The 26,990-nt window shown below is 46.5% G+C and carries 34 protein-coding genes; 22 read left to right on the plus strand and 12 right to left on the minus strand.

All coding sequences use genetic code 11. The features are described from left to right. Positions 1-27: 27 nt before the first annotated feature. The 3 genes from lepB to trxB form a co-directional block, all read right to left on the minus strand. Complete coding sequence (gene lepB, locus AM1_RS22250) at positions 28-624, minus strand: signal peptidase I (protein WP_012165154.1); 597 nt, start codon at positions 622-624, stop codon at positions 28-30. 53 nt (positions 625-677) lie between these two features. Further along, entirely contained in the window at positions 678-1,649 is a 972-nt protein-coding gene (sds, locus tag AM1_RS22255; RefSeq protein WP_010477996.1) for a solanesyl diphosphate synthase, read from the minus strand. Positions 1,650-1,766: 117 nt separating this feature from the next. Continuing rightward, positions 1,767-3,137 (minus strand): thioredoxin-disulfide reductase, encoded by a 1,371-nt coding sequence (trxB, locus tag AM1_RS22260; protein WP_041660168.1) that lies wholly within the window; start codon positions 3,135-3,137, stop codon positions 1,767-1,769. 146 nt (positions 3,138-3,283) lie between these two features. Between trxB and AM1_RS22265 the strand changes: the two genes are divergently transcribed. Continuing rightward, positions 3,284-3,631, plus strand: coding sequence for a DUF3082 domain-containing protein (locus AM1_RS22265; RefSeq protein ID WP_012165157.1), 348 nt, complete (start codon positions 3,284-3,286; stop codon positions 3,629-3,631). 241 nt (positions 3,632-3,872) lie between these two features. After that, a complete protein-coding gene (locus AM1_RS22270) occupies positions 3,873-4,877 on the plus strand; it encodes a phosphoribulokinase (protein ID WP_012165158.1) in 1,005 nt (334 codons plus the stop codon). Positions 4,878-4,946: 69 nt separating this feature from the next. Here AM1_RS22270 and AM1_RS22275 read toward each other — a convergent pair whose 3' ends face one another. Next, complete coding sequence (locus AM1_RS22275) at positions 4,947-5,702, minus strand: metallophosphoesterase family protein (protein ID WP_012165159.1); 756 nt, start codon at positions 5,700-5,702, stop codon at positions 4,947-4,949. A 215-nt stretch (positions 5,703-5,917) separates the two neighbouring features. Between AM1_RS22275 and folB the strand changes: the two genes are divergently transcribed. The 4 genes from folB (at position 5,918) to AM1_RS22295 (ending at position 9,688) form a co-directional block, all read left to right on the plus strand. Continuing rightward, positions 5,918-6,277 (plus strand): dihydroneopterin aldolase, encoded by a 360-nt coding sequence (folB, locus tag AM1_RS22280; RefSeq protein WP_012165160.1) that lies wholly within the window; start codon positions 5,918-5,920, stop codon positions 6,275-6,277. A gap of 204 nt (positions 6,278-6,481) precedes the next feature. Then, positions 6,482-6,640 (plus strand): high light inducible protein, encoded by a 159-nt coding sequence (locus AM1_RS22285; protein WP_010477987.1) that lies wholly within the window; start codon positions 6,482-6,484, stop codon positions 6,638-6,640. A 587-nt stretch (positions 6,641-7,227) separates the two neighbouring features. Then, positions 7,228-9,123 carry an ATP-dependent zinc metalloprotease FtsH4 gene (ftsH4, locus tag AM1_RS22290; RefSeq protein WP_012165161.1) on the plus strand — a complete coding sequence of 632 codons (1,896 nt, stop codon included), beginning with the start codon at positions 7,228-7,230 and terminating at the stop codon, positions 9,121-9,123. A gap of 202 nt (positions 9,124-9,325) precedes the next feature. Beyond that, positions 9,326-9,688 (plus strand): hypothetical protein, encoded by a 363-nt coding sequence (locus AM1_RS22295; RefSeq protein ID WP_012165162.1) that lies wholly within the window; start codon positions 9,326-9,328, stop codon positions 9,686-9,688. A 126-nt stretch (positions 9,689-9,814) separates the two neighbouring features. Here the strand turns inward: AM1_RS22295 and AM1_RS22300 are convergent, their stop codons facing one another. Next, entirely contained in the window at positions 9,815-10,453 is a 639-nt protein-coding gene (locus AM1_RS22300) for an FMN-dependent NADH-azoreductase (protein ID WP_012165163.1), read from the minus strand. Positions 10,454-10,590: 137 nt separating this feature from the next. On the opposite strand from AM1_RS22300, the gene AM1_RS22305 reads away from it, so the two are divergent. Then, a complete protein-coding gene (locus AM1_RS22305) occupies positions 10,591-11,007 on the plus strand; it encodes a universal stress protein (protein ID WP_012165164.1) in 417 nt (138 codons plus the stop codon). Here AM1_RS22305 and AM1_RS22310 read toward each other — a convergent pair. Then, on the minus strand, positions 11,004-11,396 hold the full coding sequence (locus tag AM1_RS22310; protein ID WP_012165165.1) for a hypothetical protein: 393 nt from the start codon (positions 11,394-11,396) through the stop codon (positions 11,004-11,006). The two genes, AM1_RS22305 and AM1_RS22310, sit on opposite strands and share 4 nt — an antisense overlap. A gap of 293 nt (positions 11,397-11,689) precedes the next feature. Here AM1_RS22310 and AM1_RS22315 point away from each other — a divergent pair, with 293 nt between their 5' ends. The 10 genes from AM1_RS22315 to AM1_RS22355 all read left to right on the plus strand — a co-directional run bounded on the left by AM1_RS22315 (position 11,690) and on the right by AM1_RS22355 (position 17,083). Further along, positions 11,690-11,977, plus strand: a complete 288-nt coding sequence (locus tag AM1_RS22315; protein ID WP_012165166.1) for a hypothetical protein — start codon at positions 11,690-11,692, stop codon at positions 11,975-11,977. 91 nt (positions 11,978-12,068) lie between these two features. Continuing rightward, entirely contained in the window at positions 12,069-12,419 is a 351-nt protein-coding gene (locus AM1_RS22320) for a hypothetical protein (protein WP_012165167.1), read from the plus strand. Between the two features lie 147 nt (positions 12,420-12,566). Continuing rightward, positions 12,567-12,977 (plus strand): cytidine deaminase, encoded by a 411-nt coding sequence (locus AM1_RS22325; RefSeq protein ID WP_012165168.1) that lies wholly within the window; start codon positions 12,567-12,569, stop codon positions 12,975-12,977. Beyond that, positions 12,974-13,501, plus strand: coding sequence for an alpha-ketoglutarate-dependent dioxygenase AlkB (locus AM1_RS22330; protein ID WP_012165169.1), 528 nt, complete (start codon positions 12,974-12,976; stop codon positions 13,499-13,501). Before AM1_RS22325 ends, AM1_RS22330 begins: the two co-directional genes overlap by 4 nt. Positions 13,502-13,646: 145 nt before the next feature. Further along, positions 13,647-14,399 carry a class I SAM-dependent methyltransferase gene (locus AM1_RS22335; RefSeq protein WP_012165170.1) on the plus strand — a complete coding sequence of 251 codons (753 nt, stop codon included), beginning with the start codon at positions 13,647-13,649 and terminating at the stop codon, positions 14,397-14,399. A 109-nt stretch (positions 14,400-14,508) separates the two neighbouring features. Further along, a complete protein-coding gene (locus tag AM1_RS22340; protein WP_041660171.1) occupies positions 14,509-14,805 on the plus strand; it encodes a hypothetical protein in 297 nt (98 codons plus the stop codon). A gap of 138 nt (positions 14,806-14,943) precedes the next feature. Next, positions 14,944-15,195, plus strand: coding sequence for a DUF6984 family protein (locus AM1_RS42280; RefSeq protein WP_041660173.1), 252 nt, complete (start codon positions 14,944-14,946; stop codon positions 15,193-15,195). After that, the gene (locus AM1_RS44455; RefSeq protein WP_390610016.1) at positions 15,164-15,271 is read left to right on the plus strand and encodes a DUF6984 family protein; all 108 of its coding nucleotides are present in this window, start codon (positions 15,164-15,166) and stop codon (positions 15,269-15,271) included. Before AM1_RS42280 ends, AM1_RS44455 begins: the two co-directional genes overlap by 32 nt. A gap of 86 nt (positions 15,272-15,357) precedes the next feature. Beyond that, positions 15,358-16,176: a TlyA family RNA methyltransferase gene (locus AM1_RS22350; protein ID WP_012165173.1), complete on the plus strand. Its 819-nt coding sequence runs from the start codon at positions 15,358-15,360 to the stop codon at positions 16,174-16,176. Positions 16,177-16,810: 634 nt separating this feature from the next. Next, positions 16,811-17,083, plus strand: a complete 273-nt coding sequence (locus AM1_RS22355) for a hypothetical protein (protein ID WP_012165175.1) — start codon at positions 16,811-16,813, stop codon at positions 17,081-17,083. A 27-nt stretch (positions 17,084-17,110) separates the two neighbouring features. On the opposite strand, the gene AM1_RS22360 is transcribed toward AM1_RS22355, so the two are convergent. From AM1_RS22360 to AM1_RS22370, 3 genes are all read right to left on the minus strand, one after another. Next, on the minus strand, positions 17,111-17,572 hold the full coding sequence (locus tag AM1_RS22360) for a hypothetical protein (protein ID WP_012165176.1): 462 nt from the start codon (positions 17,570-17,572) through the stop codon (positions 17,111-17,113). Positions 17,573-17,614: 42 nt separating this feature from the next. After that, positions 17,615-18,256, minus strand: a complete 642-nt coding sequence (locus AM1_RS22365; RefSeq protein ID WP_012165177.1) for a DedA family protein — start codon at positions 18,254-18,256, stop codon at positions 17,615-17,617. 108 nt (positions 18,257-18,364) lie between these two features. Further along, positions 18,365-18,691: a hypothetical protein gene (locus tag AM1_RS22370; protein ID WP_012165178.1), complete on the minus strand. Its 327-nt coding sequence runs from the start codon at positions 18,689-18,691 to the stop codon at positions 18,365-18,367. A gap of 145 nt (positions 18,692-18,836) precedes the next feature. On the opposite strand from AM1_RS22370, the gene AM1_RS22375 reads away from it, so the two are divergent. The 5 genes from AM1_RS22375 to AM1_RS22400 all read left to right on the plus strand — a co-directional run bounded on the left by AM1_RS22375 (position 18,837) and on the right by AM1_RS22400 (position 23,847). Beyond that, entirely contained in the window at positions 18,837-19,094 is a 258-nt protein-coding gene (locus tag AM1_RS22375) for a hypothetical protein (RefSeq protein ID WP_012165179.1), read from the plus strand. A 42-nt stretch (positions 19,095-19,136) separates the two neighbouring features. Beyond that, positions 19,137-19,937, plus strand: coding sequence for a hypothetical protein (locus AM1_RS22380; protein WP_238549042.1), 801 nt, complete (start codon positions 19,137-19,139; stop codon positions 19,935-19,937). Positions 19,938-20,253: 316 nt separating this feature from the next. Continuing rightward, entirely contained in the window at positions 20,254-21,057 is an 804-nt protein-coding gene (locus tag AM1_RS22385) for a hypothetical protein (RefSeq protein ID WP_148215797.1), read from the plus strand. Positions 21,058-21,486: 429 nt separating this feature from the next. After that, positions 21,487-22,968, plus strand: coding sequence for a sodium:solute symporter family protein (locus AM1_RS22395; RefSeq protein WP_012165183.1), 1,482 nt, complete (start codon positions 21,487-21,489; stop codon positions 22,966-22,968). Between the two features lie 15 nt (positions 22,969-22,983). Beyond that, entirely contained in the window at positions 22,984-23,847 is an 864-nt protein-coding gene (locus tag AM1_RS22400) for an NAD(P)-dependent oxidoreductase (RefSeq protein ID WP_012165184.1), read from the plus strand. A 16-nt stretch (positions 23,848-23,863) separates the two neighbouring features. On the opposite strand, the gene AM1_RS22405 is transcribed toward AM1_RS22400, so the two are convergent. The 3 genes from AM1_RS22405 to AM1_RS22415 form a co-directional block, all read right to left on the minus strand. Next, positions 23,864-24,154, minus strand: coding sequence for a cupin domain-containing protein (locus AM1_RS22405; RefSeq protein WP_012165185.1), 291 nt, complete (start codon positions 24,152-24,154; stop codon positions 23,864-23,866). A 72-nt stretch (positions 24,155-24,226) separates the two neighbouring features. Further along, positions 24,227-25,453, minus strand: a complete 1,227-nt coding sequence (locus tag AM1_RS22410) for a DUF1501 domain-containing protein (RefSeq protein WP_041660175.1) — start codon at positions 25,451-25,453, stop codon at positions 24,227-24,229. Positions 25,454-25,497: 44 nt separating this feature from the next. Then, complete coding sequence (locus tag AM1_RS22415) at positions 25,498-26,985, minus strand: DUF1800 domain-containing protein (RefSeq protein WP_012165187.1); 1,488 nt, start codon at positions 26,983-26,985, stop codon at positions 25,498-25,500. Positions 26,986-26,990: the final 5 nt, after the last annotated feature.

Here is a 26,990-nt window from a genome sequence, read left to right on the forward strand (position 1 = left end):
TATGGTTGTTCAGGGGCGCTAATCCGTTCAAGGCAATGGACTACGAAGCCAGTTGATATGCTCCAGGGGCCAGAATCGCAGATTGGCCCGGCCAATTACATTCGATAGGGGTAAAAACCCCCAAATGTGGGAGTCATTGCTGTTGTTACGGTTATCTCCCATCACGAATAGATTGCCTTCAGGCACTCGAACGGGAGCTAGTTCATATTGAGGGGCTTCGGCAATGTAATTCTCGGCAAGGGGTTGACCATCCACATAGACTTGGCCGTTTTGAACGGCAATGGTTTGCCCCTCTAAGCCAATCACCCGTTTAATAAACGCTTGTTCAGGCGCATAGCCAACAGCCTGCAAAGGCAACGGCGTATGGAAGACGACAATATCGCCGGCTTCAGGTTGGCGGAGTCGATAGGAAAGCTTTTCAACCACGATTCGATCACCAGGCGTTAAGGTGGGCTCCATGGAGACGGAAGGAATGTAGCGAGACTCCGCCACAAATCCTCGAATCAGTAGGGCGAGGATCAATGCGATCGCAAGGGTGAGGATATTGTCTTTCTGGGATTGCCACAGTTTACGCCACGGGGGAATGGGGGCTGCCTCAGGTGTGGGCCGATCCTCTGAGGTCATAGGGGTTCTCTCGTAAAATGGACAATCAATCTTCTAGATCACTAGGGTACTCCTCAGTAGAGTCGTTTGAGGATATATTCCGTTAAATCAATTAGAGCTTGTCGGGAATCAGAAGCGGGAAGGAAGTCCAAATGATGAACAGCCTGATGGGCAAATTGTTCAGCCAGGGCCCGAGATTTAGGAATTCCTTGACTATCATTCACAAGGGCAATGGCTTCGTCTAGGTCTTCTTCCTCTTCCAAATGCCGATCAATCAAGACTTTGAGGTAAGGCTTTTCTGCAATTGCAAACAGGACCGGGGCCGTTAAATTCCCGCTACGTAGATCCGAACAAGCGGGTTTGCCTAGGGCATTTGTCGACCCGGTGAAGTCCAAAATATCATCGACAATTTGGAAGGCTAAGCCGACACAGCGACCATAGGCATATAAATCTTGGTTGACCTGCAAGGAGGTGCCGCTCAAGACTCCCGCAGCCTTGGCGCTGTTTGCCATTAAGGAAGCGGTCTTATAGTAGGACTTCTCCAGATAGGCTTCGAGGGTCAAGGATGTGTCAAAGCAGTTGATACCCTGCTGGATTTCTCCTTCCGCGAAATCTTTAATCACTTCAGACAGGAGCTTGACCACCTCTAGGTTGTCTAAGTTCGCCAAATACCAAGATGCTTGGGCAAACAGAAAATCCCCTGCTTGAATAGCTATGCGGTTGCCAAACAGGCTGTGGACCGACGGTACTCCACGACGAACCCCTGAATCGTCTACCACATCATCATGGAGCAGGCTGGCGGTATGAATCATCTCGGTGATCTCTGCCAACCGTCGATGTCGAGGGGTGAGGTCTTGATCCGGGAGTAACGCTCTAGAGAGGAGGAGCACAATGGCTGGACGCATCCGCTTCCCTCCAGCTTGAAACAGATGTTCAGCCGCAGCGAAAAGAACTGGATGTTGGGCGCGTACCAGGTCTTTGAGGTTATCCACCAATATGGCTAAATCGGCTTCAACTGGATCAAAAAGGGATGTTACTGAGGTCATTGATTTGCTTATCTCAGACGGTTATGAAATAAAGATTACAAAATTTTACATATGCTTATCACATTGTAACTCTCTTCGTTTACAAGAGGGTTTATAACCCATCAGGAATTCAAATCTCTATGAAGTTGCCGCCAGCAGTTCGTTGATCGCGTCCCGGTACGCTTGCTTTGCTTTAATCCCTTTGAACTCCCGTAATAAGGATTTATCCTGGAATACCTGCACTGTTGGGGTCCCTGTTATGGAGGCAGATTCGGCAATATCTGGATCTTCGGCAATGTCAATCTCCACGTAGTGCACCTGTCCTTCAAATTCATCAATGACGCGACTCAAGATCGGCTGGAGGATATGGCAGGGGCCACAGGTGGGAGATGCATATTTGACTACGATGATGCGATCGCTCTCATGAAACAACTTCCGCAAGGCAAATGCCCCTTGATGGCGAGTGGTGTTGGGATCAAACGCTGCCGACAGCTTGTACTCTGGCGGATGGGTCCCATCTTCCGTTTGTTCAGAGGCTTCCGATTGGTGAAACTCGTTAATCAAATCCTGAGATGACAACCAGCGCTCTGCTAATAAAGCCGCCATGCACCCCGTTCCAGCAGCAGTAATCGCTTGTCTAAACTCATGCTCTTGAACATCTCCAGCCGCAAACACGCCAAAAATATTAGTGCTGACCGAATCGGGCTGAGTCAGGATGTAGCCCGTCTTATCCAAATCCAGCTGTTGGGTAAAGAGTTGGGTATTGGGCTGATGGCCGATGGCATAAAATAGCCCCCGCACCTGCAGTTCTTGGATCTCTGCAGTCTGACGGTTTTTGATTTTGAGTCCTTGGAGCTGTGTATCGCCAAAGACATCCACCACCTCGGTTTGCCAATGGACAGTAACTTTAGGATTTCGCATCACCCGATCCTGCATGGCTTTGCTCGCCCGCATCTGCTCTGAGCGAACCAGTAGATGCACATGAGAGCCATATTTCGTCAGATAAACCGCTTCTTCAGCCGCAGAATCTCCTCCCCCCACCACGGCGAGTTCCTCATTCTTGAAAATAGGTGTTGCCCCATCACAAATGGCGCAGGCCGAAATTCCTCGACTCCAAAACTCTTTTTCTGACGGCAAGCCCAATCGTTTGGCCGTTGCCCCGGTCGCAATAACCACGCTATGGGCCTTCACCGTTCTTTCTTCAGACTGGATCACAAACGGGAACTGTTGGAAGTCAACGGATATTACGTCTTCCGTGACAATCTCACTTCCCCAACGTAGGGCCTGTAGCTTCATCCGATCCATCAGCTGCGGTCCAGTAATCCCATCCGGGAAACCTGGGAAATTCTCTACTTCTGTGGTCGTCATTAGTTGCCCACCCGGCAGTCCCCCAGCCTGATATCCGGCAAACATAAAGGGCTTTAAGTTTGCTCGGGCAGCGTAAATAGCCGCCGTATAGCCAGCGGGCCCTGATCCAATGACCACCAAGTTTTCAATCGCTTCACTCATAAGAACAGTAAGGTAACGGCTGCGGATGGAGCATTGGCTTTTTGAGCCGTTTTGCAATTGTTCTAAAGCCTTTGACTCAAAAAATCTCCAACGCTTTACTATAGTGAAATTATTCTGCTGCCATCATCCGCTTAAAAAGTTTGCCCATGTCTGAGTCCCCCTCTACGAACAAGCCTACTCCTCCCAGCATTTGGCGAACCTTGTCTGGCGCTGTTGTAGCTGGCACCATTGCGTTTCCCCTGGCCAAGCTGTCTTCTAAGATTGCCCAGTCTTTTGCGGAACATCCCTTCACCTCAGATAATCAAACAGCCGTCAAAATCGCCATCGCCCTTAAGACCTTAGTGGTGGGGTTAAGCACCTTAGCCACCGGAATTTTCTGCATGGCAGCCCTGGGCTTAGGCGCTCTATCCATCCAGATCTTCTGGCAAAATCTCACATCGTCCCCTACACCTCCTGAACCTGACTCCGTCGATCAGTCTGAACAATCATCGTGAGTTAACCGCTCTAATCTTGGTAGCATAGGAATTACTAAAAATATTTGCGCTATCCCCAGTCTCTGAATGGACGGCCATACGATTGGGGTCTCTTCTAGGTTTGGCTATCCAGAGGGTACAAACGCCTAGTAATATCAGAAAGGAGCAATTTAATGCTCTATCTGTGCAAACCCCCTCTCATACGGGTTGGTGCCTGGGGTTAGTTGCTGTTGAGATAGGATTTATAAAGGAAATCGTAGTTATGACCACTAAACCAGACCGTGTTGTTCTAATCGGCGTTGCCGGTGACTCTGGATGCGGTAAATCTACTTTCCTGCGCCGACTGGAGGATCTGTTTGGGGAGCAATTCATCACGGTTATTTGCCTAGATGATTACCACAGCTTGGATCGTTATCAACGGAAGGAAACGGGGATTACTGCTCTAGACCCTAGAGCGAATAATTTTGATTTGATGTACGAGCAAATCAAAACCCTCAAAGGTGGTCAATCAATCGATAAGCCCATTTACAACCACGAAACAGGTCTCATTGATCCCCCTGAACGCATCGACCCCAACCACGTAATTGTGATTGAAGGTCTGCACCCTCTCCACGATGAGCGGGTTCGGGGGTTGATTGATTTCAGTGTCTATTTGGACATCAGCGATGAAGTCAAAATTGCCTGGAAGATTCAGCGAGACATGGCAGAGCGGGGTCATACCTATGAAGACGTTCTGGCCTCTATCAATGCTCGTCGTCCTGACTTTGAGGCTTATATTGATCCGCAAAAACAACATGCTGATGTTGTGATTCAGATCTTGCCGACACAACTGCTGAAGGAAGAGAAGCCCGGCAGCATTCTGCGGGTCCGACTGATTCAAAAAGACGGTGTGCCTGATTTTGCCCCGGTCTATCTCTTTGATGAAGGATCAACTATCAATTGGGTGCCCTGTGGTCGCAAGTTAACTTGTTCTTACCCCGGTATTCGGATGGCCTATGGTCCTGACGATTACTACGGTAACGCCGTATCTGTTCTAGAAGTAGACGGTCAATTCGAGAAGCTGGATGAGGTCATCTATATTGAAGGTCATCTCAGTAATACCTCTACTAAGTTTGAAGGTGAGATGACGGAGTTGCTGCTCAAGCATCGGGATTACCCCGGATCTAACAATGGCTCTGGCTTGTTCCAGGTTATTGCTGGATTAAAGATGCGGGCGACCTATGAGAAGTTGACTGCAACCAAGACGTCAGAAACGGTTGGCGTGTAACACATTCCTATCTATAGATTTCTATATTCAGGTGTTGGGGCTGCTCTCAACGCCTGATTTTTTTATGGGTTAACTAGACATTGGCATTGATAGTGTGTCCTGGCCATGGGGCAAAGACACCAACACATCTGCCAGGGGCTTGACCCGAGAGACATTGCTATGGACATTGATCTGATACACGGTGGACGAGGACAGTTCCAGGGCTGTTAACCAACCACTGCCTGGATGGTAAGCGCCAGTATCAATCCCGAGCCAGCCTGCACCTTGAACGATTTGGCCAGGTTCAACCCCTGAGAATGTGAAGGTCATGGTATGGCCGGTAATAATCATTCTGTCTGGGAAATAGGGCTGTGGCATATTGTGGAATTCCCGTCGAATCCAACAAAATTCCTGGGCCGTCTGACGTTCTAACGGCAGATCTGGGTTAATCCCAGCATGGACGAGCCAATAATCTCCTAAATCGAGATGATTTGGCAGGGTTTTAATCCAACTCAAATGCTCCCAAAGATGCTGTTTGGAGCTGTAGCTTTGCAGGGTTTCTCGCCCCCCTGCCTGCAACCACATTTGCAATACGGATGAATTTGGGGAAAGATTCGCCAAAGCCGCTACCATCAGCTGCTCATGATTTCCTAACAAACAGGTGTAAGACTGTTCTCGAACAAAATCTACGACTTTAGAGCTATCAGGGCCTCGATCAATAAGGTCACCTAAAAAGTAGATTTGATCAGATTCGCCAATCTCAAGTAGGGATACTAGATCAAGTAACCCTTGATAGTGACCATGAATATCCCCGATGACAAATCGACGCAGTTGTTGTGCACTCATCCACAAATGCTATGCAAGGTCCAGGGGTAACAATAGCCATGCTATACGTTGAAAAGACTAAAATCTAAAGACAAAATCGCTAAAACTACAGTTACCACTACTCACAAGTATGACTGATTTGAGGTTAATTCGAGTAGTTATTTCTTAAGTTGATTATTCATCTATCAACTTTATGTCTATGAGGGACTATAATCCACAACTTTAGAGGTATCCGGATGGATTGTATACACTTGAACGGCATCCGCAGCTACGGATACACAGGGTTTTTACCAGAAGAACAAGTTTTGGGGCAGTGGTTTGAAGTTGATTTAGTCTTGTGGGTAAATTTAGCCGCGGCTGGTAGGAGCGATCGCATTGAAGATACGGTGGATTATCGCCAAACTATTGAGCAGGTAAAACAGCTGATTCACCAGTCCAAATATGCGTTAATCGAGCGCCTAGCAACTGCCATCGCTGAACAGCTACTGCACCACTCCAGCCTTGAAAAGGTCAGCGTCAAACTGACGAAAGTTGCTGCTCCTATTCCTGACTTTTCGGGTCGTATCACCATCGAAATAACGCGAAACCGGTCTTGAGTAAAACTTTTCGCCCTGTTCATTTTTCTAGAAGAGGTCACCTCAAATCTAAGGGTGGCGAGCTATCTTTACCTTGAAGAAATTGATACTATTGGCTACGAGTGCCAATGTTCAAAGACGTATGTACTCAACCCACAAAAATCACACGTAATATCATATACTTAATATAAAGTTACATTAAGGTACTTACGGAGCCTTCATCCTATGAACCCATCAGATCCAGAACCAATGTGGGGCTTCACTGATTTTGCTGAAAACTTCAGCGGTCGCCTTGCAATGCTTGGTTTTTTCCTAGGCTTTGTTACTGAAGTCATTTCTGGCGAAGGAATGCTTGCACAAATTCTTTCCCTATTTAGTTACTAAAGCTTAGTAGCACAACTGTGTGACTCTTCTCATTGAGAAGCAGCATCGCTGCCATTCTCTAGCTGATTAGCCAATTTCTATCAAACTTTCAATATCTTTGCTCGCTTTGAGTAAGGATATTTTTTTTGCCAGCGATTATCCAGACATGGGGGGCAATCCTCGGCCCATATTCAACACCAGCATCATTACTTAGAGATTGGAACTTCGACTCTAGATAGAAACGGTTAATGCCCTAATCGTCTTCATGTTTAGGGTGTATTGCCCATATATCGACGATTGTGATCCCAATATATGAACTGTCAACTCCTGTCCTAATCCATATAAACAGGAATTCGATTGACGATTTGTAACAAAAACGTTAATATAGTTTACATAACGTTACAAAAATCATTTCGTTGTGGTCAGTATTGATGTCCATCCACTATTCAACTTTAGAAAAGGCGTCTTTACACTCTGCCTCTAGTTTTTCTGCCATTGAATAAGCCGCAATGCTAGCCAAGTTTGAGTCAAGCCCCATCTAATCACAATTAGTAACCTCATCTTTTAGTAGAAACATTTCAAAACTCTATCCCCAAAGGAAAGCCACAATGCCAGTCAATGAAAAGCCTCAACGTCCACGACCGAATCCCATCACCAGTATTTTGCTGTTTGTCCCTGCAATTCTGCTGATAGTGAACCTAGTTGTTCCTTTTATTACAGGACCACGCATTCCCAAAGTGCCCTATAGCTTCTTCCTTGAGCAAGTTCAAGATGAAGAAGTCGCCAGAGTTTCGGTTGGCCAGGACATTATTCGGTATCAAATCAAAAATGCGGATGATCAAGCAGGACAACTCTTAGAAACCACTCCGATATTCGACCTAGAGCTGCCCAAGCTTCTGGAATCCAAAGGCGTCGAATTCGCTGCCACCCCACCCCCCAGCAACCGCTGGTTCACCACCTTACTGAGTTGGGTTATTCCCCCCGTCATCTTCGTCGCCATCTTCCAATTCTTTAGTCGAGGTGGCATCGGTGGTGGTGGTCCCCAAGGAGCCCTCTCCGTCACCAAAAACAAAGCCAAAGTCTACGTCGAAGGCGATGACAACAAAGTCACCTTTGATGACGTCGCAGGCGTTGAAGAATCCAAAACCGAACTTGAAGAAATCGTCGAATTCCTCAAATCTCCCCAACGCTTCACCGAAATTGGAGCCAAGATTCCCAAAGGTGTCCTTCTTGTAGGCCCTCCCGGAACTGGTAAAACCTTAATGGCCAAAGCCGTTGCTGGCGAAGCAGGCGTTCCCTTCTTCAGTATCTCTGGTTCAGAATTTGTGGAACTGTTTGTCGGTACCGGTGCTGCTCGAGTCCGTGACCTGTTCGAACAAGCTAAAAAGAAAGCTCCTTGCATCATCTTTATTGACGAACTTGATGCCATCGGTAAATCTCGAGCAGGTGGAAATGGCTTCGTTGGTGGTAATGACGAACGCGAGCAAACCCTCAATCAGCTGCTCACCGAAATGGATGGCTTTGGAGCCGGAGATGCCACCGTTATCGTCCTAGCTGCTACCAACCGTCCTGAAACCTTAGACCCCGCCCTTCTGCGTCCCGGTCGCTTTGACCGCCAAGTCCTCGTCGACCGTCCCGACCTCAGCGGTCGTCTGGCCATCCTGGAAATCTACGCCAAGAAAGTCAAACTGGGTGACAACGTCGACCTTAAAGCCATGGCTACCCGTACCCCAGGCTTTGCTGGAGCAGACCTCGCTAACTTAGTGAATGAAGCCGCCCTACTTGCTGCTCGTCGAGACAGCAAGGTCGTTGAGACTCAAGACTTTGCCGAAGCCATTGAGCGCGTCGTTGCTGGACTAGAGAAAAAGAGCCGTGTCCTCAACGACAAAGAGAAGAAGATTGTCGCTTATCACGAAGTTGGTCATGCCCTCGTTGGCGCCAAGATGTCTGGAACTGACCAAGTCGAGAAGATATCTATCGTTCCCCGCGGCATGGCAGCCCTAGGCTACACCCTCCAGGTGCCGACAGAAGATCGGTTCTTATTGAATGAGTCAGAACTCAAAGGTCAAATTGCCACACTCTTAGGTGGACGAGCTGCAGAAGAAGTCATCTTTGGCAGCATCACTACCGGAGCCTCCAATGACTTACAGCGAGCCACGGACTTAGCCGAGCAAATGGTCACCTCCTATGGCATGAGTGAAGTGTTAGGGCCCCTGGCTTATGACAAAGGTCAGCAGAATAACTTCCTCGGTGGCGGTATGAATGCGAGACGAATGGTGAGTGATGAAACGGCTAAGGCCATTGATAAGGAAGTCAAGGGCATTGTCGAAACCGCTCATCAGGAAGCTCTGAGTATTCTCAAGGAGAATAAGGAACTGTTGGAGACCATCTCTGAGCAGCTACTGGAGTCAGAGGTGATTGAAGGCGAAGGTCTGCGACAGATGCTGGCTAAGGTTTATCCTGAATCCCATGTCCAGACTACTGAAGAGCCCGTAGCGGTCTAAGTTGATATAGAAAAACATTCCTTTGGGTGGCCCCATGCTTAGCATGGGGCCTTTTTCGATCGAGATGTGATTCAGAAAACTTTTTCTGTTGTCAGTATTTGCAGACAATTAGGTAGATCTAGATGAACGCTTTACAGTTGATTCCACAAAGTGGTAACCCATAAATAGGCGCGTGCATTACTTATAAACAAGGAAGGTTAATATGACTGCGAACGAAACCATGGCTCCGGACTTTCTGTTCCTCGCTTTCATAGCAGCTGTTATTCTCATTATTTTTTTACAATCTCGTTCAATTGTTAAACAGCAAGTTACGGAGAAAGAACTAGAAGAAACCCAAGATCAAATTTCGTCATTAACTAGCCAGATTGACAATATGACGGAAAATCGAGAACAACTCGCGGAGGCGGTGCAAAAAACCCAAGAAAAACTGGTCGTTATGTTTATGGCATTAGAAGAGTCGAAACAGATAGCTGGCCTTTTACCACAGGTGGAAGGCGATCAGCCTAATCTATTGGAAGGTGTGAAAGAGCAATTTGCAGGCATTCTTGAGCAACAAGACGATTGATCAAAATATCCATTTCAGTCTTGCTTCGCAATTTTGCTGGCAGGGTGACGGGTACAACTTACTGGAATTCAACCAATCAATGAGGCTGGGAAGTAGACGCTTTCCAGCCTTCCTGTTAGATAGCCATTAAAAGTTCAAAGCTAGTTGATGAATCATTTGGGTTGCCTTAGCCAGAGAGTGCTCTCGTTCAAGGGCTGATGCTAATTGGTCAGCATGAATATATGAAATATCAGTCAGCCCTATAACCTTAAAAATGGCACTGAGATATGGTTCTAGAAAATCTCGATCTTCTCGTCCTGACCCCACTCGGTAATTATATTTTCGGGTAGTAATCACTAAAAGTTTTTTGTTCGCTAGTTGTCCTTGGGGGATGCCATTGACGATTTGCAAGGTGCGATCGCGTCTAAATACCTGATCTAGATACGCTTTAAACGTAGACGGCACCGTTAGGTTGTACATGGGTATCCCCATCACATAGCAGTCGGCGGCGAACAGCTCATCGATCAGGGTATCGGAGAGTGCGATCGCAGCCTGCATCTCAGCTGTACGTTCCTCCGGTTCAGATTCATAAGCTGCAACCCAAGTCTCATCAATATGGGGGATGGGGAAACGGCCAATATCGCGATAAATGATCTGGTGATGGGGGTTGGCCTGTTGCCATTGAGAGACAAATTTTTGGGTAAGCTGGCGGGAGTAAGAGCCTTGGACGCGGGCACTCACATCCATGTGGAGTAAGCAACGGGGCTTGGAGTCTGGAGAAAGCATACCTAACAGTCTACTTCTCTTGCCAAAATTAAGAATTGTAGTTAATAGAACCTGAAGATGTCGAGACAGTGCAAGTCTATTGGGTGGGATAACTAATCTCAGAGTAAGAGTCGTTGGTTCAACAGGAGTGACGTTGAGTGTTCAATACCATCCTGGTCGCCTTAGATAGCCCTGAAATTTCTGAACGGGTCATGCTGGCTCTCAAAAGTTTCCAATTGGATACTGTGGGGAACGTGATTCTTACTCACGTCATTTCTACCAACGAAACAGGGGAAGAACAGCCTGCAGATCGCCCTTACTCCGATCCACAAGGCGTATTTCGGCATATCGAAGAAGAACTACAAACCTATAAAGCATCACTACCCTGTGACAGTAGCTTAGAAATCGTAACGGGTGATCCAGCCGAAGAAATTATTCGGGTCGCCAATATTTATGAAGCCGATTTGATCCTCATTGGTAGTCGAGGACTCACAGGAGTTACGCGAATTCTCCAACGTTCCGTCAGTAGCCAAGTGGTCAGTGATGCCTCCTGCTCAGTAATGGTGGTGCGCTAAAGGCTAGATTGCCGCCATTCCAAGAAGGCTTTTAGCCGCAAAAGCGTCAAACTCTGACCAGCATTGAGGGGTAGCAAGGAAACACCCTCTAGACGAGACTGCACCCATCTTTCGCCCCAAGACCATTCTTGAAAGCCATCCACGCCTTTGCTCAAGATGAAACGTATGGTGTTGCTATCCACCACATCTATATGGTGCTGAATTTCGACGGGACCCAACCAACTAGTAAAGACGACTCCTGGTTTTAAGGTTGTGGGCAAATCATCAGAAAAGGTCTGGGGCCATAGCCACTGTTTAATTTGTGATCCTTTGGTTAAGGCATCTTGCAAGGCTGCTTCAGAGGCATTAATTTCAATTCTGAGCTTACTGGTTTGAAAACTGCCAAACATAGGGATTATGTCAAAAATAGATCGGGTTGGTTTATCTAATCTGAGTTATGGATCAGGGAAGAATGAACTAATACTGAAAAATCAGTAGTCCTCTCAATATAGGTTAACCCTATGTATCGCTTAGAAGCTCTGCTTTGAGCAATATCACTAAGTCTTTTAACCACTTTGGATTCAGCTACAGTCAGAAATACTCATATTTGAACAGACCGACTGTTTAGAGTTCAAGGAGCTATCAACTGGCTGCATATTAGGAGGAAATTTACCTCCTGATCATAGTAAGGAGAAATATCAGAATGGATTCCAAGCATCTGATCTTGCAAAAGCATGAATGGATTAGACGTTTTCTATCCGCTAAAGACAACACCATTACTGCTGAGATTAATATTATTGGTCACACTCACAATGGTTACCTTTTGGGTTTCCAAGAGGCCCATCGCACTTGTTATTTAGCAGACGATGACTATGAATTCATCATCTTTAATTCAGGTAAAGGGAATCATCGGGCATCATTTGCCTCCATGGAAAAGTGGCTCAACGAAAATGAAATTAGTGATTATGAACTCATGGTTCGGATACATTAGCCGAATGTTCAAAACACCTAATAAAGCGCCGGAGAAGGCTTATATTAACCGCTCACCAACGGTAGACAATTGCTCGGACTAGGGGGAATTTATGTCATCACCAAAGACTCATTGCATCGATTGTAATGTTGAGATTCTCCAGTCAACCTACGATTATAATTGCGGCTATTGTGGTAAGTGCTACAAGAGAGAAATTCGTAAGGATGCATTAAAAAAAGCAAATTTGAATGCCAACAAAGCTATTGAGATAGCTGAAAAACATCTCTATGGTGAGCAGGTGGGTAAGCTTGATGCAGATCATGTATATTTTGACTACAACGAACGTGATGGAGGGCGTTGGGTTGTTTCTGTAAGCTTTGGATGGGAAAATACTGATCCTGATAGATTTTTCGTCATTATTGACGATGAATCTGAGGAGGTTGATATTCCTCAAGTTTTGTAACCATTAGATTCCAGATTGGATATCTTATTCAAGTCCAGCGTCGAATGAATCTTCCCCCATTATATCGGGTCAAAAATACCCGTTGATTTGGTGTTTCCTAACCCTGCACTGAAGTGGATACGATTATCGTGCGTTGATCACTTAATAATGGAACTAGATCAAGCACTCGTCGATGCTGCCATTGAACTTTTAGAAAAGCATTTTCCTGGTGAAGAAGGAATCGCTGCGGCTATGTACACCGAAGATAGGGAAGTCTTAACCAGTATATTTTTCGAACCTGAATGGGGCAGTGGAATGCTATGTGCTGAAACGGGTGCGATTTGTGGAGCGGAGAAATTAGGTAAACGTATCATTGCCTCTGTTTGTGTTTCCAGACAAACAGGTACTTCGCCCATTGTGATCTTGACGCCTTGCGGTATTTGTCAGGAACGTCTGTTTCATTGGGGGCAAGACGTAGAAGTGGCAGTTCCCACTATTGACGATGCCACCCAGTGGGAGGTTAAGACCTTGAAAGAGGTCCAACCTTATTATTGGGGTAATGCTTTTAAAAAAATATGAGTTTTGCCCCTCCAGATATAGATTTGCGCAAAGCTTTCTGGCCTAATCACCAGGACCTATTTTTCAAACTTTGCTCCACAGTGGTGTGGGATGTTCGAATGAAAGCTCGGAGAACAGCAAGCTTCGGAGTCGCCTATAACTACTCACAAATCACGTATTTAAAAACCGAAATGCACCCGGAGCTATTGCCGTTGTGTGCTGCTGTGTTAGAGTCGCTAGGGTTTACTCCGAATAACTGTTTACTCAATTTTTATACGGATGGTAGTTCATCCATGGGATTTCACTCTGATACGGCAGAGGAATTATCTCCAGGTACTGGCGTTGCCACTCTTTCTCTTCGAGCGACTAGAACCATTACTTACAAACATAAGCAGGCTCGAGAAACCCAATACAGTTACAGCTTGGAAAGTGGCGATTTGCTTTATATGTCTAACGAAGTCCAAATCGATTGGCTTCATGGAATCCTCAAAGAAGCGCAGGCAGGTCCACGTATCAGCGTCACGTTTAGAAGTATCATCAGCTAACCTCTCGGTAAGTTTTACTGCTATTTTTAGAGTGCCTACTGCCTAATCTCTAACACTAGCAATATAAATATCATCTCGGCAGCGCTTCCCACATCACGAGTTTCAAAGACGCTCAAACTAATATTGAAGAACTCGGAGAAATCTGGTGGAGAATCTAGAACTTTTAATCGATCTGCATCAGCATAATGACCGCCAAGGGCCTGGTGGAGCACTCGAAACTGAACTTGCCATTACGCTGGCAGCTCTCGATAGGTCGCGACCTTTGAAAATTGCGGATCTCGGTTGTGGCACTGGGGCCTCTACCTTGTGTTTAGCGAACAAGCTCAATGCAGACATTATTGCCGTAGACTTTCTACCTGAGTTTATTGAGATATTGCGACGAAACGCAGAAACGTGCAATCTGAGCCAATCTATCCACCCCCAAGTCGAATCGATCGATAATCTGACATTTGCACCCAACGAACTTGACGTTATCTGGTCGGAAGGGGCGATTTACAATATCGGATTTGAACAAGGCATTAACGATTGGCGGCCATTTCTAAAACCCCAAGGAGTACTCGCCGTATCGGAAATCACTTGGCTGACAGACCATCGCCCCAATGAAATTCAATCTTACTGGGACGCTCAGTACCCTGAAATAGATACGGCTTCGGCGAAAATAAAGCTCCTAGAAAAAGCGGGCTACGTTCCCTTAGGTTACTTTGTACTGCCAGAACATTGCTGGTTAGACAACTACTACCATCCCCTGCAAAGCAGATTTGACAAGTTTCTCAGTCACCATGCCCATAGCGATGATGCGCAAGCCCTAGTAGAAGCTGAAAAGCAGGAAATCGAAGTATTCAAACAGTTCAAAGCGTACTTTAGCTATGGCTTCTATATTGCTAGAAAGCTTGCATAGGATAATCCAGGTCGATTGATACTCGTACTTTGCAGAATTCCAACTCCGGTGAAACTCTGCAAGTTTGAATGATGTCAGAGAAATAGGAGAACTCTTGTTTTGGATTGTGATGAGTGATTCGCGACCGTTTGACCTTTGTGCATTGACTGCTGAAGAACAATTATTCCTCTCACAAAAAGCTTATCCTACACTTGAAACCTCGCTCAACAAGGATTGGATAGCCCTTGAGAGAAATCCTGAGCGGGCCTTGGCCTACGGCTGGGGATTTGTGGAAAACACACCCCGATTTTTGCGGTGGGAAGAGCGTAACTTCACAGATAAACTGCAAAAAGTGAGAATGCTTATCGATCGAATCGTCGTTAGTACCGATGTTTCAAAGCCATGGGCAGCAGAGGCGGTTTCTTAAGAACTTTACTTTCTTGTGCGCAGAACAGGGCATCTGTAGGCTGCCCAAAAGGCGTATGTTCAAAAATAGGACAGGGCACTGTAGCCATTCTGTCCCTCGGCATTGTCCTACAGATAAATCAATGGATGGTGGACAGAAATGAGGCAACCAGATGAATCAGAGCTTCTTATCCTTGAGTATTTGTTTGCTATGGCAGGACTTAAACAAACTCCGCGTAACCTTCGGATTGAATCCATGAATGATGGAGAAATGGGTAGTCTGCTGTTCGAGAATCTAGACGGGGTTAATCGTCGGCTAGGTGAGACGGTTGCCGAATGCTATTTCGAGGACTCGGAGCGGTATTTTGGTTTCAGCCACCTTGAACTTCGACCAGCAGGGAAAGCCCTTTGAGATTGATGTGTGGAAAGTGGATTTTAGCAATTTACAGCGGTGGCCTTTGAAGGAAGACATTCGCCCCCTGACATAGAAACGACCCTTAATCCATCGTTTTGATCGGCAGGGGTAGGCAGACTCTTAGAATTGGGAAAGTAGTATTTTCGTATCCTCTCTGCCTTGGCTAAACAGCGTCTGGACACCTTACTGGTTTCATTAGAGTTATGCACCTCTCGGCAGCAAGCCCAAAGGGTCATACGGGCTGGGGAAGTAAAGGTCAATGACCAAATTATTGATAAGCCGGGGACCGAAGTTCAATTAACAGCAGAGATTCAAGTCAAACAAAAATCTCCCTTTGTTTCTCGTGGTGGTCATAAGCTAGAAAAGGCTTTGGCTGAGTTTCCCATTCAGATACAGGATCGGATTTGTCTGGATGGCGGCATCTCCACTGGGGGGTTTACGGACTGTCTGCTGCAGGCCGGAGCCCAACAGGTCTATGGCATTGATGTGGGCTACGGGCAGGTGGCCTGGAAGCTCCGCAATGATCCTCGGGTCATCCTCAAGGAACGCACCAATCTCCGCCATCTTCAGCCTGCTGATTTATTTACCGAAGATGCGACTATTCCTGATTTAGGCGTGATTGATGTCTCGTTTATTTCTCTAACGAAAGTTTTGCCTGCCCTCTGGCAGCTCTTACAACCGCCACGGGAAATGGTGTTGCTCGTGAAACCCCAATTTGAAGTGGGAAAGGACCGAGTGGGGAAGCATGGCGTGGTACGAGATTCTCACGCGCATCGAGATGCGATCGCACAGGTCTACCAAGCAGCATCAGCGCTGGGCTGGCACTATGCAGGCGTTACCTGGTCCCCCTTACCTGGCCCGAAGGGCAACATCGAGTTCCTGTTATGGCTACAGCAAGAGGGCAGTGGTCCTTCTCCACAAACATTTTTAGAGATTGCCGTGGATGCTCAAAAAACGCTTTCCCAACAGCCAAAGTGATGCTGCTTCAATGGGTGTGGTACGAATGACAATTGTCTCGCTATTGCATCGGTGAGATGGTACTAATCGTTTTCCATCCAGAATCTTTGAGTCTGAGATAAGACCATATCAGCACACTAAACAAGAGTGCGCGCATCCAAACCATTATTCGGGGATGGCTGGACTTCGCCATTTCTTCCAGACTTTGCTAGTACACAATCCTCTATCCCATCTCCAGAATTTAAACCTATATCTCGTTCAGCCAGACATAAATAGAAAATTTGCCTATTTTTGCCATTTTTTGTTCATCCATACAAAAAATCATTCCAAATACTCGGATCAGGCCTTAGATAAAAATTTATTTTTAGGGCATTTATATCAGTTATTTTTCTGCAGTTAGAATGGAGGTCAGATCAATTTCTAGATATTTCCTTTACATGATCCTGTAATCCCAAGTAGCCTGCAGACAATGATTTAACAAAGTCTGGGGCTTTTAAGGTTTGGGCTATAGGTTGTATCAAGTTTTACAAGATAACCAAAACAAATCGATTTTGGCTCTTTACATTGATGCTGAACAGAAAAGGAGAGAAATGTTTGAGTTATCAACTATTCTCTGTTTAGAATGTAATTGTGTTGTTACACCCACTCACTCAATATGTCTGAGCAAGCAGTCTTTCCTCATCATGATCTAACTAAGGAAATCGCTGTGCTGAAAAAGCAGTTAGCCATTGCTCTCAAATTTCATCACAGCAAGACCATTGAGAAACTCCCCAAAGAGATTGCAATGCAAGTGATGGGAGAGGTTTGGGCATCTTGCCACCCAGAGGCAGAACAAGCGACTCATAACCCCAAAACAACCTATAGCGCACCTGAGCCTGTTATCTGTGATGATGTTCCCATCTCAAATAACGGAACGATTTATCTGTAGGTACTGGCATTAATGCACCTGGCTGGCCTATGGAGCTGGTTGATTGGTCGCAAAAGGTTTAAGCCATCCCCGTTGTAGCGCTTGGTCGAGGATGATGCGATCGCAACTAAACACCACCCAACTCTCTACAGCCATCAGCACAAACGGCAATACCGTATCAGTGATACCAAATCCCGTATCAATCTGAGCCAACCCTCGGACCAAACTAAAAGCCAACACAACGCCTGACTTAAGTTGAGGGTTGGTATCTTGGCGAATGGCATAGCGATACGTCACCCCAAATAGCAGCCCAGAAATAGCTACACTCGCAAGAGAACCACTCAGGCTAATCCAGCTTTCAGGCAATTTTGAGACCGCGATGGGCCATTGAGCCAGCCATTCATTAATGACTAGCAAAATCATAAAAACCAGTATGGCCCCACTGGCAGATAATCCCCCGGCTTTGAGCGACTCAACCCGTTCTTGCGGCGTAAAAGGGGTCTGTTCCACGGGGATGATGAACCGTTTAGGGGGACTAGTTCGGTAGGTGTACTAGGGCGCGTCAGACTCACTTGCTTCTTGTAAGGCTGTGCGGCGAATCAGGTTGTGGAGACGAGGCCAGAGTAGCCAAGCCGCAATTGCCAGTAATACAAATAGTCCAAACTGAGACACGCTGCTAACCAAGCGGGATAGGGGAATGATTTCACCGGCAAAGTAAGCCAGGGTTACCATCACCAAAGCCCACAAGCAGGCCCCCAAGGTATTAAAAAACACAAAGCGGGGAAAGGGCATCTCGGCAATACCCGCGAGAGGACTGGCAAAAATCCTCAGCAGCGCCACAAATCGTCCGATTAAGACGGTTCGAGCAGCATTGGTGCTGAACCCGTCTTTAATGTCTAGGAGGCGCTCTTCAGACATATTGACGAGGCGACCCGCTCTCGATAACAAAGACCAACCGCCAAAATGTCCGACCCAATAGCCACAGGTGCCGCCGATGGTTGAACCTGCGATCGCACTACCCAATACACCAAAATAATTCAGGTCACCTTCACCCGCCAGGAAGCCGCCCACTAGGACAATTGCTTCCCCTGGTATGGGTAATCCCAAGTTTTCAAATAATATGCCGAAGCAGACAACCCAATAGCCGTATTGGTGGGCTAATGTTTGCAAAGTGTCTAACGAAATCCAGTCCATAGACCTTTATACAAACTGTAAACAATTTTACGTTTCTCAATCTTGGCTTGTGGACTCTAACTTTGTCAATCCAAGTCCGTGCAAGCCTTAAAGCCACGTTAACTAATTTTACGAGATCCGGCGGTAGATCGCACAAAGGCGACTGGGGGAAAATACTTTGGCTTGGAACATAAAGTTGGGGGGCACGTTGATAATCACGTAATCTTCTGACTCGTGATACTGCTCAAACAGTTGAGGCATTCCTTTGGGGGTATTGGCGCTGTAGGGAACGGGCTGAAAAATTAATTCGGTAAACTCAATGGCTTCTGACTGAGATTCACGGGCGACTTGCTGGAGAAATCCTTCATTGTTGAGCAGATTAAACAAAGCTGCTTTGATCTCAGGATCAAGGGTGAAACTGCCATCAAAGTTATCAATGATTTTAAGGTTGGCCATGGGGAGTGACTAGCAAATATTACGTGGCTCACCTTTCCAGCGTAGAAGATTCTTGGATCCCTGTCAGCTGGATATTGCAGACAACTGTAAGCTAGTCAAAATAATTCGAGCATCTATAGTTGTCTTACATGTCGTACAAGCAGCCATGTTTACTGTCAGATTAGATCCTGAAACAGAGCAGCAACTAGCGGATCTCCTTGCCCACGCACCTGATAGCAATCGGAGTGAGTTAATTAAGCGATTGATCAAAGAGCGCTGGCTCACGCTTGATTTAGACCGTCCTTTTGTCGAACGCCGAGAAGGGCATCCCAAGCATCTGTTGCAAGATGCACCACCTGATTTATCAGAACGAGCGGTTCGCAAACAAGCGATTGCCAGCTATCTCAAAAAGCGGCATTCATGACTTATATGAACCAGAATGGATGGAGACAGAGTATCAAAACGAATGCTGATTACGAAACACACTAATAAAATTTTAAAGGTCGATTTACAGGAATGGTATGACCATTGTCGGGGCATATTTGTAATCAGAGCTTTTCCTGTTATTGGTGTGTTAATTATCCTTTGCGGAAATATTTTCTCTCCAAGGGTACATTTAAGTTGTAATCATACACCCGTTGATTCATTTTTTTCTGAGCGTACTCAAGTCGTTTGTAGACTTACCGAATCAAACATACTGAACGAGAAAATCACACAGATTGAGCATCTTCAGAGAGCTAAAGCTGGCCATCACAGATATCGTGATAATTATGGAATTCGTCGTGTTGTTCTTATTACTAATCGCAAAAAAATACCTCTCACTCCAGATTGTTACAGAAAATCAGTAGTTTCTCAACAGGTTGCTGAGATTAAAGAATTTATCAATAATCCTGGAGATGCCACTCTCAATATTTATGAGGAACATCGCTGGGGTTATTACCTAGCAGGATTTGCTACTATTATTTTAGGGATTTACTTTGTTTTTTATAAATCATTAAAATCCTGTACTTTTGACAAAAACTCCGATCGATTATATCTGGAATACCAGAATAGTCTGCTCCAAACAGCTGTTCGCGAAGAAAGTCTGGATGACATCAAAAAGATCAGCTTTACGGAATCCACTGATGGTGAGGGCAGGGAGGTTTACCATACAAATATTGTGCTCAGTTCAGGTGAGCTTATCTCTTGTAGCTCAGTCAAAGATGACTGTGAAATTACCCAAACTATCAACCAGTTTTTGGGAATAGGTGATTCCGTAGATAGCTGATTCAAAATTTAATACTTAGACCTAACTGGTGTTTTTTTAGTTTAAGATTGATCGCTATTTTTGATTGTTTATAAATTAGTGATAGTGTGACCTCTGATCGTGATTCTGATATCTAAAAAATATTAAAAACTGTCTTTTGAGCGTACTTCTATGTCGAGCTAAGGGTTATCTAAACTGATTGACAATCTCTTCATAAGTTAATCGCCAGAAATTAATGTTCTTTCTACAATATCCGTATTGTCATAAAGTACGCATCACTCAGTGGCAGTTATGTCTTCTATGAACCAGAATGGATGGAGGCAGAATATCAGAACGCATGCTGATTACGAAACACACTAATCAAATTTTACAGGTCGATTTACAGGAATGGTATGACCGTTTTCGGGGCATATTGATAATCAGAGCTTTTCCTGTTATTGGTGTGTTAATTATCCTTTGCGGAAATATTTTCTCCCCAAGGATACATCTAAGTTGTAATCATGCAACCATTGATTCTCTTTTTTCTAAGCATACTCAAGTTGTTTGTAGTCTTACCACATCAAACATACTGCATGAGAAAATCACGCAGATTGAGCATGTGAAGAACGCTAAATTGGACTATTGCAGATTTTGTGACAGCGGTGGAGTATTTAGAGTTGTCCTTGCCGCTAATCGCGAAAAAATACCTCTCACTCCAGATTATATTTATAGAAAGTCAGTGGTCTCTCAACAAGTTGCTGAGATTAAAGCGTTTATCAATAATCCTGGAGAAGCAACTCTCAACATCTATGAGGAGCATCGCTGGCTTTATTATCTAGTAGGATTTGCGACTACTATTTTGGGTGTCTATATTGCTTTTTATAAATCATTAAAATCCTGTACCTTTGACAAAAGCTCTGGTCAATTGCATTTGGAATACCAGAATAGTCTGTTTCAATCTGCTGTCCGAGAAGAAAGTCTGAATGACATCCATAAGATCAACTTCAAGGAATCAACTGGTGATGAGGGCAAGGATTATTACCATACAGAAATCGTGTTCAAATCAGATGAAATCATCTCTTTTCGTTCAGTAAAAGATGATAGTGAAATTGTCCAAACTATCAACCAGTTTTTGGGTGTAAGTGATTCTATAGATAGCTGAAGTAGAAGTTCAATTAGCAGACCTATCAGGTAGTTTTGTGAATTTAAGCTTAATCACTATCGCAGTCTCCTGAGATATCAGTGCGATTGCCACCCTCAACAGCAATTATGATATCTCCCCTGGAGTATGCCGTTAAGGCTCAATGATTAACCAACCCAAAAGATAATCCCACTACAGGTTAATCTGATTGGGTATGAATTTGATGGATTGATGAGCCTGCTGCACCGTCCCTATTTTTGGTTTTTCTCGTTTACCATTCTGTTTTTGCTATCCCTCGATTTTTGGCGATGGGATCAAAGGATATCCCTTGCTTTATTTCAGTTACCGAGCTGGCTGTTTTACTTTGTGATCTTGCAAGGGGGGCTAGTTCTGGCTGTAGCAGGGATCTCTTCTACCCTGTGGCAAAAGACAGAGAGGGACCAGTAGGCCATGGAAACACTGATTCCCTATATTGCCATTGCAACCTACTTGCTCGTTACCCTAGGCATCGGCCTGATCGGGTATCGCCAACAAAAGAACACCGTCGAAGATTTCTTCTTGGCCAACCGCAATATTGGCCCCATCCTTCTCTTTTTTACCCTGGCCTCCACCAACTTCAGCGCCTTCTTTTTCCTGGGATTTGCTGGAGCAGGCTATCGCATTGGCATTAGCTACTATCCAATGATGGCCTTTGGCACTGGGTTTGCCGCCCTCAGCTTCTACTACATTGGCTACAAAGCCTGGTTGCTAGGTAAACAGAAAGGCTTGATTACCCCCTCGGAACTGATTCAAGATCGCCTGCCTAGTCAGCCTCTCAAGCTCCTGTTTATGGCCGTAATGGTCATTTTTACCTTGCCCTATCTCACCCTCCAACCCATTGGAGCCGGATATCTCCTCGAAAGCTTAACGGGCGGAGCCATTCCCTATCTTTGGGGAGCTACCTTATTGACCGTGGCCATCGTCTTCTACGTTTTTTTGGGCGGGATGAAGAGTGTGGCCCTGACGGATGTGCTGCAAGGGGTGCTGATGTGTGTGCTGATGTTGGTGGCCGTGTTTGCCATTGCCCAAGGCTTAGGAGGCTTCTCTGTTGCCAACCAAACCATCTACGACCTCAAACCTGCGCTATTTTCGCGAAGTGGCTTAGATCAGTCCTTCACCCCCAAGACTTGGTTTAGCTACATGTGCCTGTGGTCCTTTACCCTGCCCATGTTTCCGCAGATGTTTATGCGGTTTTACAGCGCGAAAAGCCCTCAGCCCTTAAAGATCTCGGTCTTGCTCTATCCGATAGTGGCCGGAGTTCTGTTTATTTGCCCGGTGCTGATTGGCGTTTGGGGACATATTGCTTTCCCGGACTTAGTAGGCAAAGCTGCAGATCAGATTTTCCCAATGATGCTGACGAAATACACATCTACTGGGCTATCTTCCCTGGTGATGGTGGGGGCATTGGCAGCCTTTATGTCCACGATGGACTCGCAACTCCTGGCCTTAAGTTCCATGCTGACACGCGATGTCTATACCGCCTACTTTCGCAAAGACGCCTCTTTAACGGAACAGACGCTGGTCGGTCGGATTTGGGTGATTGTTTTAGCTGGCATCGGCTTAGGGATTGCAGCCAACCCCCCAGAGACCATTTTGGCCTTTGCAACCCAAGCCTTCACTGGATTATCGGTGCTGTTCCCCACTGTAATTGCGGCTTTGTATGGCCGCAACATCAGGGCTTCAAGCTGTCTCGTTTCCATTGTCGTGGGTGAGTTAGCGGTATTAGGCGTTCAGACCAAAATCATTCCCACTAGCTGGATGCTGGGCTTTTTACCCGTTGTCCCCATCGTGGCTCTATCGGCCTTGATCATCATCTTGGGGTCCGTCTTTTCCTCAAACCCGGTACAGCAGTCGAGCGACAATCACTACAGACCATCAGAAAAAACCTATTGAGAAAGAGGCAGGGCCATGCAGGTTGGATTTATCGGTACAGGATTGATGGGGGCTCCGATGGCGGCCCGGCTAGTGGAAGTGGGGCATTCCGTTATGGCCTACAATCGCACGGCTTCTAAAGTAGAGCCATTAAGAGGATTAGGCGTTGCGATCACACCCTCCCCCACCCAAGTTATTCAATCTGCAGACGTCATCATTCTGATGCTTACTAATGCTGCTGCTATTCAGGAACTGTTGACGCCCACGGCATCGGCCCTATCAGGACGGACCATTATTCAAATGGGCACCATTGCCCCCGCTGAAAGCAAAGCCATTCACGAACAGGTCCAAGCAGTCGGTGGCACCTACCTAGAAGCTCCAGTATTAGGCAGCATCCCCGAATCTAAAGCCGGAACGTTACTGGTGATGGCGGGAGCTGCCCCCCAAGATTTTGAAAATCAACTTCCCCTCCTCAAAGCCTTTGGCCCCGATCCTTTATTAGTCGGTCCGGTGGGCACCGCCGCTGCCCTTAAGCTCGCCCTCAACCAGTTGATTGGCGGACTGACCACGGCTTTTGCCACTAGCCTATCCTTCTGCCAAACCTATGGCGTCGAAGTTGAGACCTTTATGCAGATCCTTAGAAACAGTGCTCTCTACGCTCCCACCTTCGATAAAAAACTGACCCGAATGTTAGACCAAAATTTCGAGAATCCCAATTTCCCCACCAAACACCTGCTCAAAGACATGACCTTATTTCAGCAAGCTGCCCAAGCCGAAGGACTGCCTACCGAAAATACTGAAGCAATTCAAACCATAATCCAAAGGGCAATGGCTCAATTTGCAAATGCGGATTATTCAGCCCTCTACACAGCAGTGCAGAAGGCTGAGCCCAATGGGTGATTTGCTGCTAGAGAAATTAGCCAAACCGATAATGCTTGCGCACAGCACTTTGAATGGTCCAAGTACAAGACATGCCCGCCGGGAACGTCACCAAATCCCCTTTGCCCATCATTACGGGTTCACCGCCATCAGGGGTGACCACCACTTCGCCCTGTAAGAAATAGCAGGTTTCAGACTCATCATAGGTCCAAGGAAATTCTGATTCTTCTTTGGACCAAATCGGCCAGTTCAGGACCCGCAAATCTTGTAGGCGATCCACACTAGGCTGATGTTCGACCTGAATTTGAGTCTGTTGCTCCGTATTCATTTGGAATTCCCTTTAAACTTCTCACTAAAGCAGCTTAACATTCTGATTTAGTCAGATAGGCCAGTCCCTTTCCTAAATCAGCCCAAGCGGAGTCTGGGGAGAATATCCAGGGAAAATTTGGTTGAGGTGCTTTGATTCAATACCCATTCCTTTGGTGAGCAACGGTGCGATCGCATCTCTAAAATCCGTCGTAATTTCTAGGTCTCGTCCTTGATAGCGCTGGGATTCAGCTAACCCTGGCCACTCCCCATAAACCTTGCCCCCTTGAATCTGTCCACCCAACACCCAAAGGACATTGCCATGGCCATGATCCGTACCGCCATTGCCATTTTCAGCTACCGTGCGGCCAAACTCAGACATCACCACAATTGTCGTGTCATCAAAGGTTTTGCCCAGGTCTGCTTTGATTTGATTCAATCCCTGCCCCAAGGGTTTAAGCAACCGCGCTAGACGACCTTGGGAGGACCCTTGATTGATATGGGTATCCCAGCCTCCTAGAGAGACAAAGGCAATTTGGGTTTCGGCATCTCCACTCAACAGTTGAGCAATCCGACGACCATTCGTCTTCAGACTAGATGGCCCCGGTGCTCCCCTGGACGCTTTCATCATTTCTGTATTGAGTTCAGCTTTGAGGATCTCCCTCGCTTCTAAGCCTTCCTGATAGGCACGACTCAGATTGGTAGCGCCTTCATACAGGCGATCAAATGCAGATTGAATTGGCGGTCGATCCAAAGGCAAAGGCCGGATGGCCTGCCGTCCAAAGGCTAGGTTCGCCACCGACTTAGACCCCGACAAAATTAAGGGCGTCTGATTGCCCAGATTAAGGGCTTGGGTGGGGCGGCCTGCGGGTAAGTGAGCTAATACTCGATTTAACCAGCCATCTCCCTGTTTTTTATTCCCCGGTGTTCCCAGCTCCATATAATCCTGAGCATCAAAGTGGGAACGGGTTGGATCCGGCGATCCACAAGCATGGACAAAGGCTAACTGCCTCGATTTCCACAAAGGCATCAGATCTGCTAAAGCTGGATGCAAGCCAAACTGTCCATCTAAATCAATGGCCCCTCTCGCTTCGCCAGGTTTGGCGATGGCTAAGGTCGGTCGCGCATCGTAATAACCTGACTCTCGGTAGGGAACGACCACATTCAGGCCATCTACTGCTCCCCGCAAGAGAATCACAATTAGTTTGGGTTGACGCCCAGAGAAGCTTTGGGAATAAACGGGTTGCTTCCCTAACCAACCCAACCCCATCGCGGTCACACCTGAGGCAGCTGCATACTGTAAAAATTGTCGCCGTCTCATCATTATTTCTATTCTCAGGGTTGTCAATTCGTTCAGGAATCGGTTTAGCGATACATCATTTCAGGGCTGCCCAGCATCAATGCCGCCCGTAAATTTCGCGGACTGTTATCAATCACAGCTTTCGTTTGAGCAGAAAACCGATCTCCTAAGGTTTGCTCTAATTGGTCTGGTGGCACAGGTGTCTTTTGTCGGCCATAGCCCCGGGCAAACGCGGTCGCTAAACTGATTCGGCGAATGGTGGTATCCGGATTGAGCCAAGCCGCTTCAGTGTTGGCATACCCATTAGGGGGTTGGCATTCATACAGGGGCATACTGAACTGCCGTAGCGCTCTAGCCACCAAGAGAGGTTTCACCGTGGGACGCCCCGTGGCTCTCGCCACTGAAATCAGATATTCATAAGGGGTTTTAAATTTCTGTCCATAGTACCGAGGCTCTCTAAACTCAGGACTCTCAAATAAGGTTTCTAACACTGATCGAATATTGCCATCGGTTGCTAGGAATCGTTGAGCCAGACGATCTACTAAAGCTGGGGGAGGTGTATCCGCCACAAAATACTGGGCTAACTTATAGCTTATATGTTGGGCAGTGGCTGGATGGGTCGCCAATATATCTAGCAGTTCTTCCCCTTCTGCCATTCCTTGCCCCTGAATGGGTTGTCCCAGAAACGTTTTACGGCTATTGTCATGGCGTCTAGCATCAAAGACAAAGGCCTGTTTAGCTTGTAATCTCTGGCGGCCTCGGGGTAACCCCCACCCGGTTAATACTTTCGCGGCTGACACCACATCAGCCTGGGAATAGCCACCCTTAACCCCCATTGTGTGGAGTTCCAGCAACTCCCGGGCATAATTCTCGTTTAATCCCTTAAACCGACCTCGGGCTCCAGGGCTATTGGGGGCTGTATTTTGCCAATTATCAAGATAAAACAACATGGCCGGATGTTTGGCTGTTGCCCCCAATAAATCGCGAAAAGAACCGAAGACATAGGGGCGAATCGCCTCTTCTTCATAAGCACCGACCCATAATCGGGTTCTCCCTTTTTTGGCGGATACGTTGAAGTGATTGAACCAGAAGTTCACCATCACTTCTTCCAGTTGGTTCGGACTAGAAATCGCCCGAATCAACCGAGCTTCAGAGGCCTCGCGAAAAGGGATACGAGATCGACGTCGGCGCTGTTTGCGTTCTTGGGGGCTGAGCTTGGGCTTCCCCCTACCTGGTCGTCTAAAGCCATATTGCCGCTCTAGTTGTATCGGTGTGAGAGACAAGGTTTTATACTGCCGCAGTTGACGCTTCAGTCTAGGTGAATCTTGACTAGGTGAAAGCTGTTCTTGAATATAATCATCAATCCCTACCGTCTTCACATGCTGCAGATCCCCTGGACTGGGACCAAAGCTAAGGCGATTGATGACATGAACCGCATCAGCCTCCATCGAGGTAGCCAGCGCTGGTTCTCCGTTGGTACTCCCTATCCAAATTCCCACGGCCAGCATGAGACTAAGGGAGATTTTGAGTATTTTGTCTGAAAATTTTGCCATATTCT

This window comes from Acaryochloris marina MBIC11017 (genome assembly GCF_000018105.1).
In the GTDB taxonomy this organism is placed as follows: Bacteria; Cyanobacteriota; Cyanobacteriia; order Thermosynechococcales; family Thermosynechococcaceae; genus Acaryochloris; species Acaryochloris marina.

Coding starts and splice junctions, on each gene's coding strand:
- AM1_RS22365 (WP_012165177.1), bottom strand. CDS start 18,256: ATGGACTGGATTTCGTTAGACACTTTGCAAACATTAGCCCACCAATAC.
- AM1_RS22275 (WP_012165159.1), bottom strand. CDS start 5,702: ATGAGTGCACAACAACTGCGTCGATTTGTCATCGGGGATATTCATGGT.
- AM1_RS22330 (WP_012165169.1), top strand. CDS start 12,974: ATGAGTTTTGCCCCTCCAGATATAGATTTGCGCAAAGCTTTCTGGCCT.
- AM1_RS22340 (WP_041660171.1), top strand. CDS start 14,509: ATGAGTGATTCGCGACCGTTTGACCTTTGTGCATTGACTGCTGAAGAA.
- AM1_RS22400 (WP_012165184.1), top strand. CDS start 22,984: ATGCAGGTTGGATTTATCGGTACAGGATTGATGGGGGCTCCGATGGCG.
- AM1_RS22375 (WP_012165179.1), top strand. CDS start 18,837: ATGTTTACTGTCAGATTAGATCCTGAAACAGAGCAGCAACTAGCGGAT.
- AM1_RS22265 (WP_012165157.1), top strand. CDS start 3,284: ATGTCTGAGTCCCCCTCTACGAACAAGCCTACTCCTCCCAGCATTTGG.
- AM1_RS22285 (WP_010477987.1), top strand. CDS start 6,482: ATGAACCCATCAGATCCAGAACCAATGTGGGGCTTCACTGATTTTGCT.
- AM1_RS22300 (WP_012165163.1), bottom strand. CDS start 10,453: ATGCTTTCTCCAGACTCCAAGCCCCGTTGCTTACTCCACATGGATGTG.
- AM1_RS22295 (WP_012165162.1), top strand. CDS start 9,326: ATGACTGCGAACGAAACCATGGCTCCGGACTTTCTGTTCCTCGCTTTC.
- AM1_RS22315 (WP_012165166.1), top strand. CDS start 11,690: ATGGATTCCAAGCATCTGATCTTGCAAAAGCATGAATGGATTAGACGT.
- AM1_RS42280 (WP_041660173.1), top strand. CDS start 14,944: ATGAGGCAACCAGATGAATCAGAGCTTCTTATCCTTGAGTATTTGTTT.
- AM1_RS22415 (WP_012165187.1), bottom strand. CDS start 26,985: ATGGCAAAATTTTCAGACAAAATACTCAAAATCTCCCTTAGTCTCATG.
- folB (WP_012165160.1), top strand. CDS start 5,918: ATGGATTGTATACACTTGAACGGCATCCGCAGCTACGGATACACAGGG.
- AM1_RS22385 (WP_148215797.1), top strand. CDS start 20,254: ATGCTGATTACGAAACACACTAATCAAATTTTACAGGTCGATTTACAG.
- AM1_RS22405 (WP_012165185.1), bottom strand. CDS start 24,154: ATGAATACGGAGCAACAGACTCAAATTCAGGTCGAACATCAGCCTAGT.
- AM1_RS22380 (WP_238549042.1), top strand. CDS start 19,137: ATGCTGATTACGAAACACACTAATAAAATTTTAAAGGTCGATTTACAG.
- AM1_RS22270 (WP_012165158.1), top strand. CDS start 3,873: ATGACCACTAAACCAGACCGTGTTGTTCTAATCGGCGTTGCCGGTGAC.
- AM1_RS22310 (WP_012165165.1), bottom strand. CDS start 11,396: ATGTTTGGCAGTTTTCAAACCAGTAAGCTCAGAATTGAAATTAATGCC.
- trxB (WP_041660168.1), bottom strand. CDS start 3,137: ATGAGTGAAGCGATTGAAAACTTGGTGGTCATTGGATCAGGGCCCGCT.
- AM1_RS22320 (WP_012165167.1), top strand. CDS start 12,069: ATGTCATCACCAAAGACTCATTGCATCGATTGTAATGTTGAGATTCTC.
- AM1_RS22370 (WP_012165178.1), bottom strand. CDS start 18,691: ATGGCCAACCTTAAAATCATTGATAACTTTGATGGCAGTTTCACCCTT.
- AM1_RS22410 (WP_041660175.1), bottom strand. CDS start 25,453: ATGAGACGGCGACAATTTTTACAGTATGCAGCTGCCTCAGGTGTGACC.
- sds (WP_010477996.1), bottom strand. CDS start 1,649: ATGACCTCAGTAACATCCCTTTTTGATCCAGTTGAAGCCGATTTAGCC.
- AM1_RS22395 (WP_012165183.1), top strand. CDS start 21,487: ATGGAAACACTGATTCCCTATATTGCCATTGCAACCTACTTGCTCGTT.
- ftsH4 (WP_012165161.1), top strand. CDS start 7,228: ATGCCAGTCAATGAAAAGCCTCAACGTCCACGACCGAATCCCATCACC.
- lepB (WP_012165154.1), bottom strand. CDS start 624: ATGACCTCAGAGGATCGGCCCACACCTGAGGCAGCCCCCATTCCCCCG.
- AM1_RS22355 (WP_012165175.1), top strand. CDS start 16,811: ATGTCTGAGCAAGCAGTCTTTCCTCATCATGATCTAACTAAGGAAATC.
- AM1_RS22325 (WP_012165168.1), top strand. CDS start 12,567: ATGGAACTAGATCAAGCACTCGTCGATGCTGCCATTGAACTTTTAGAA.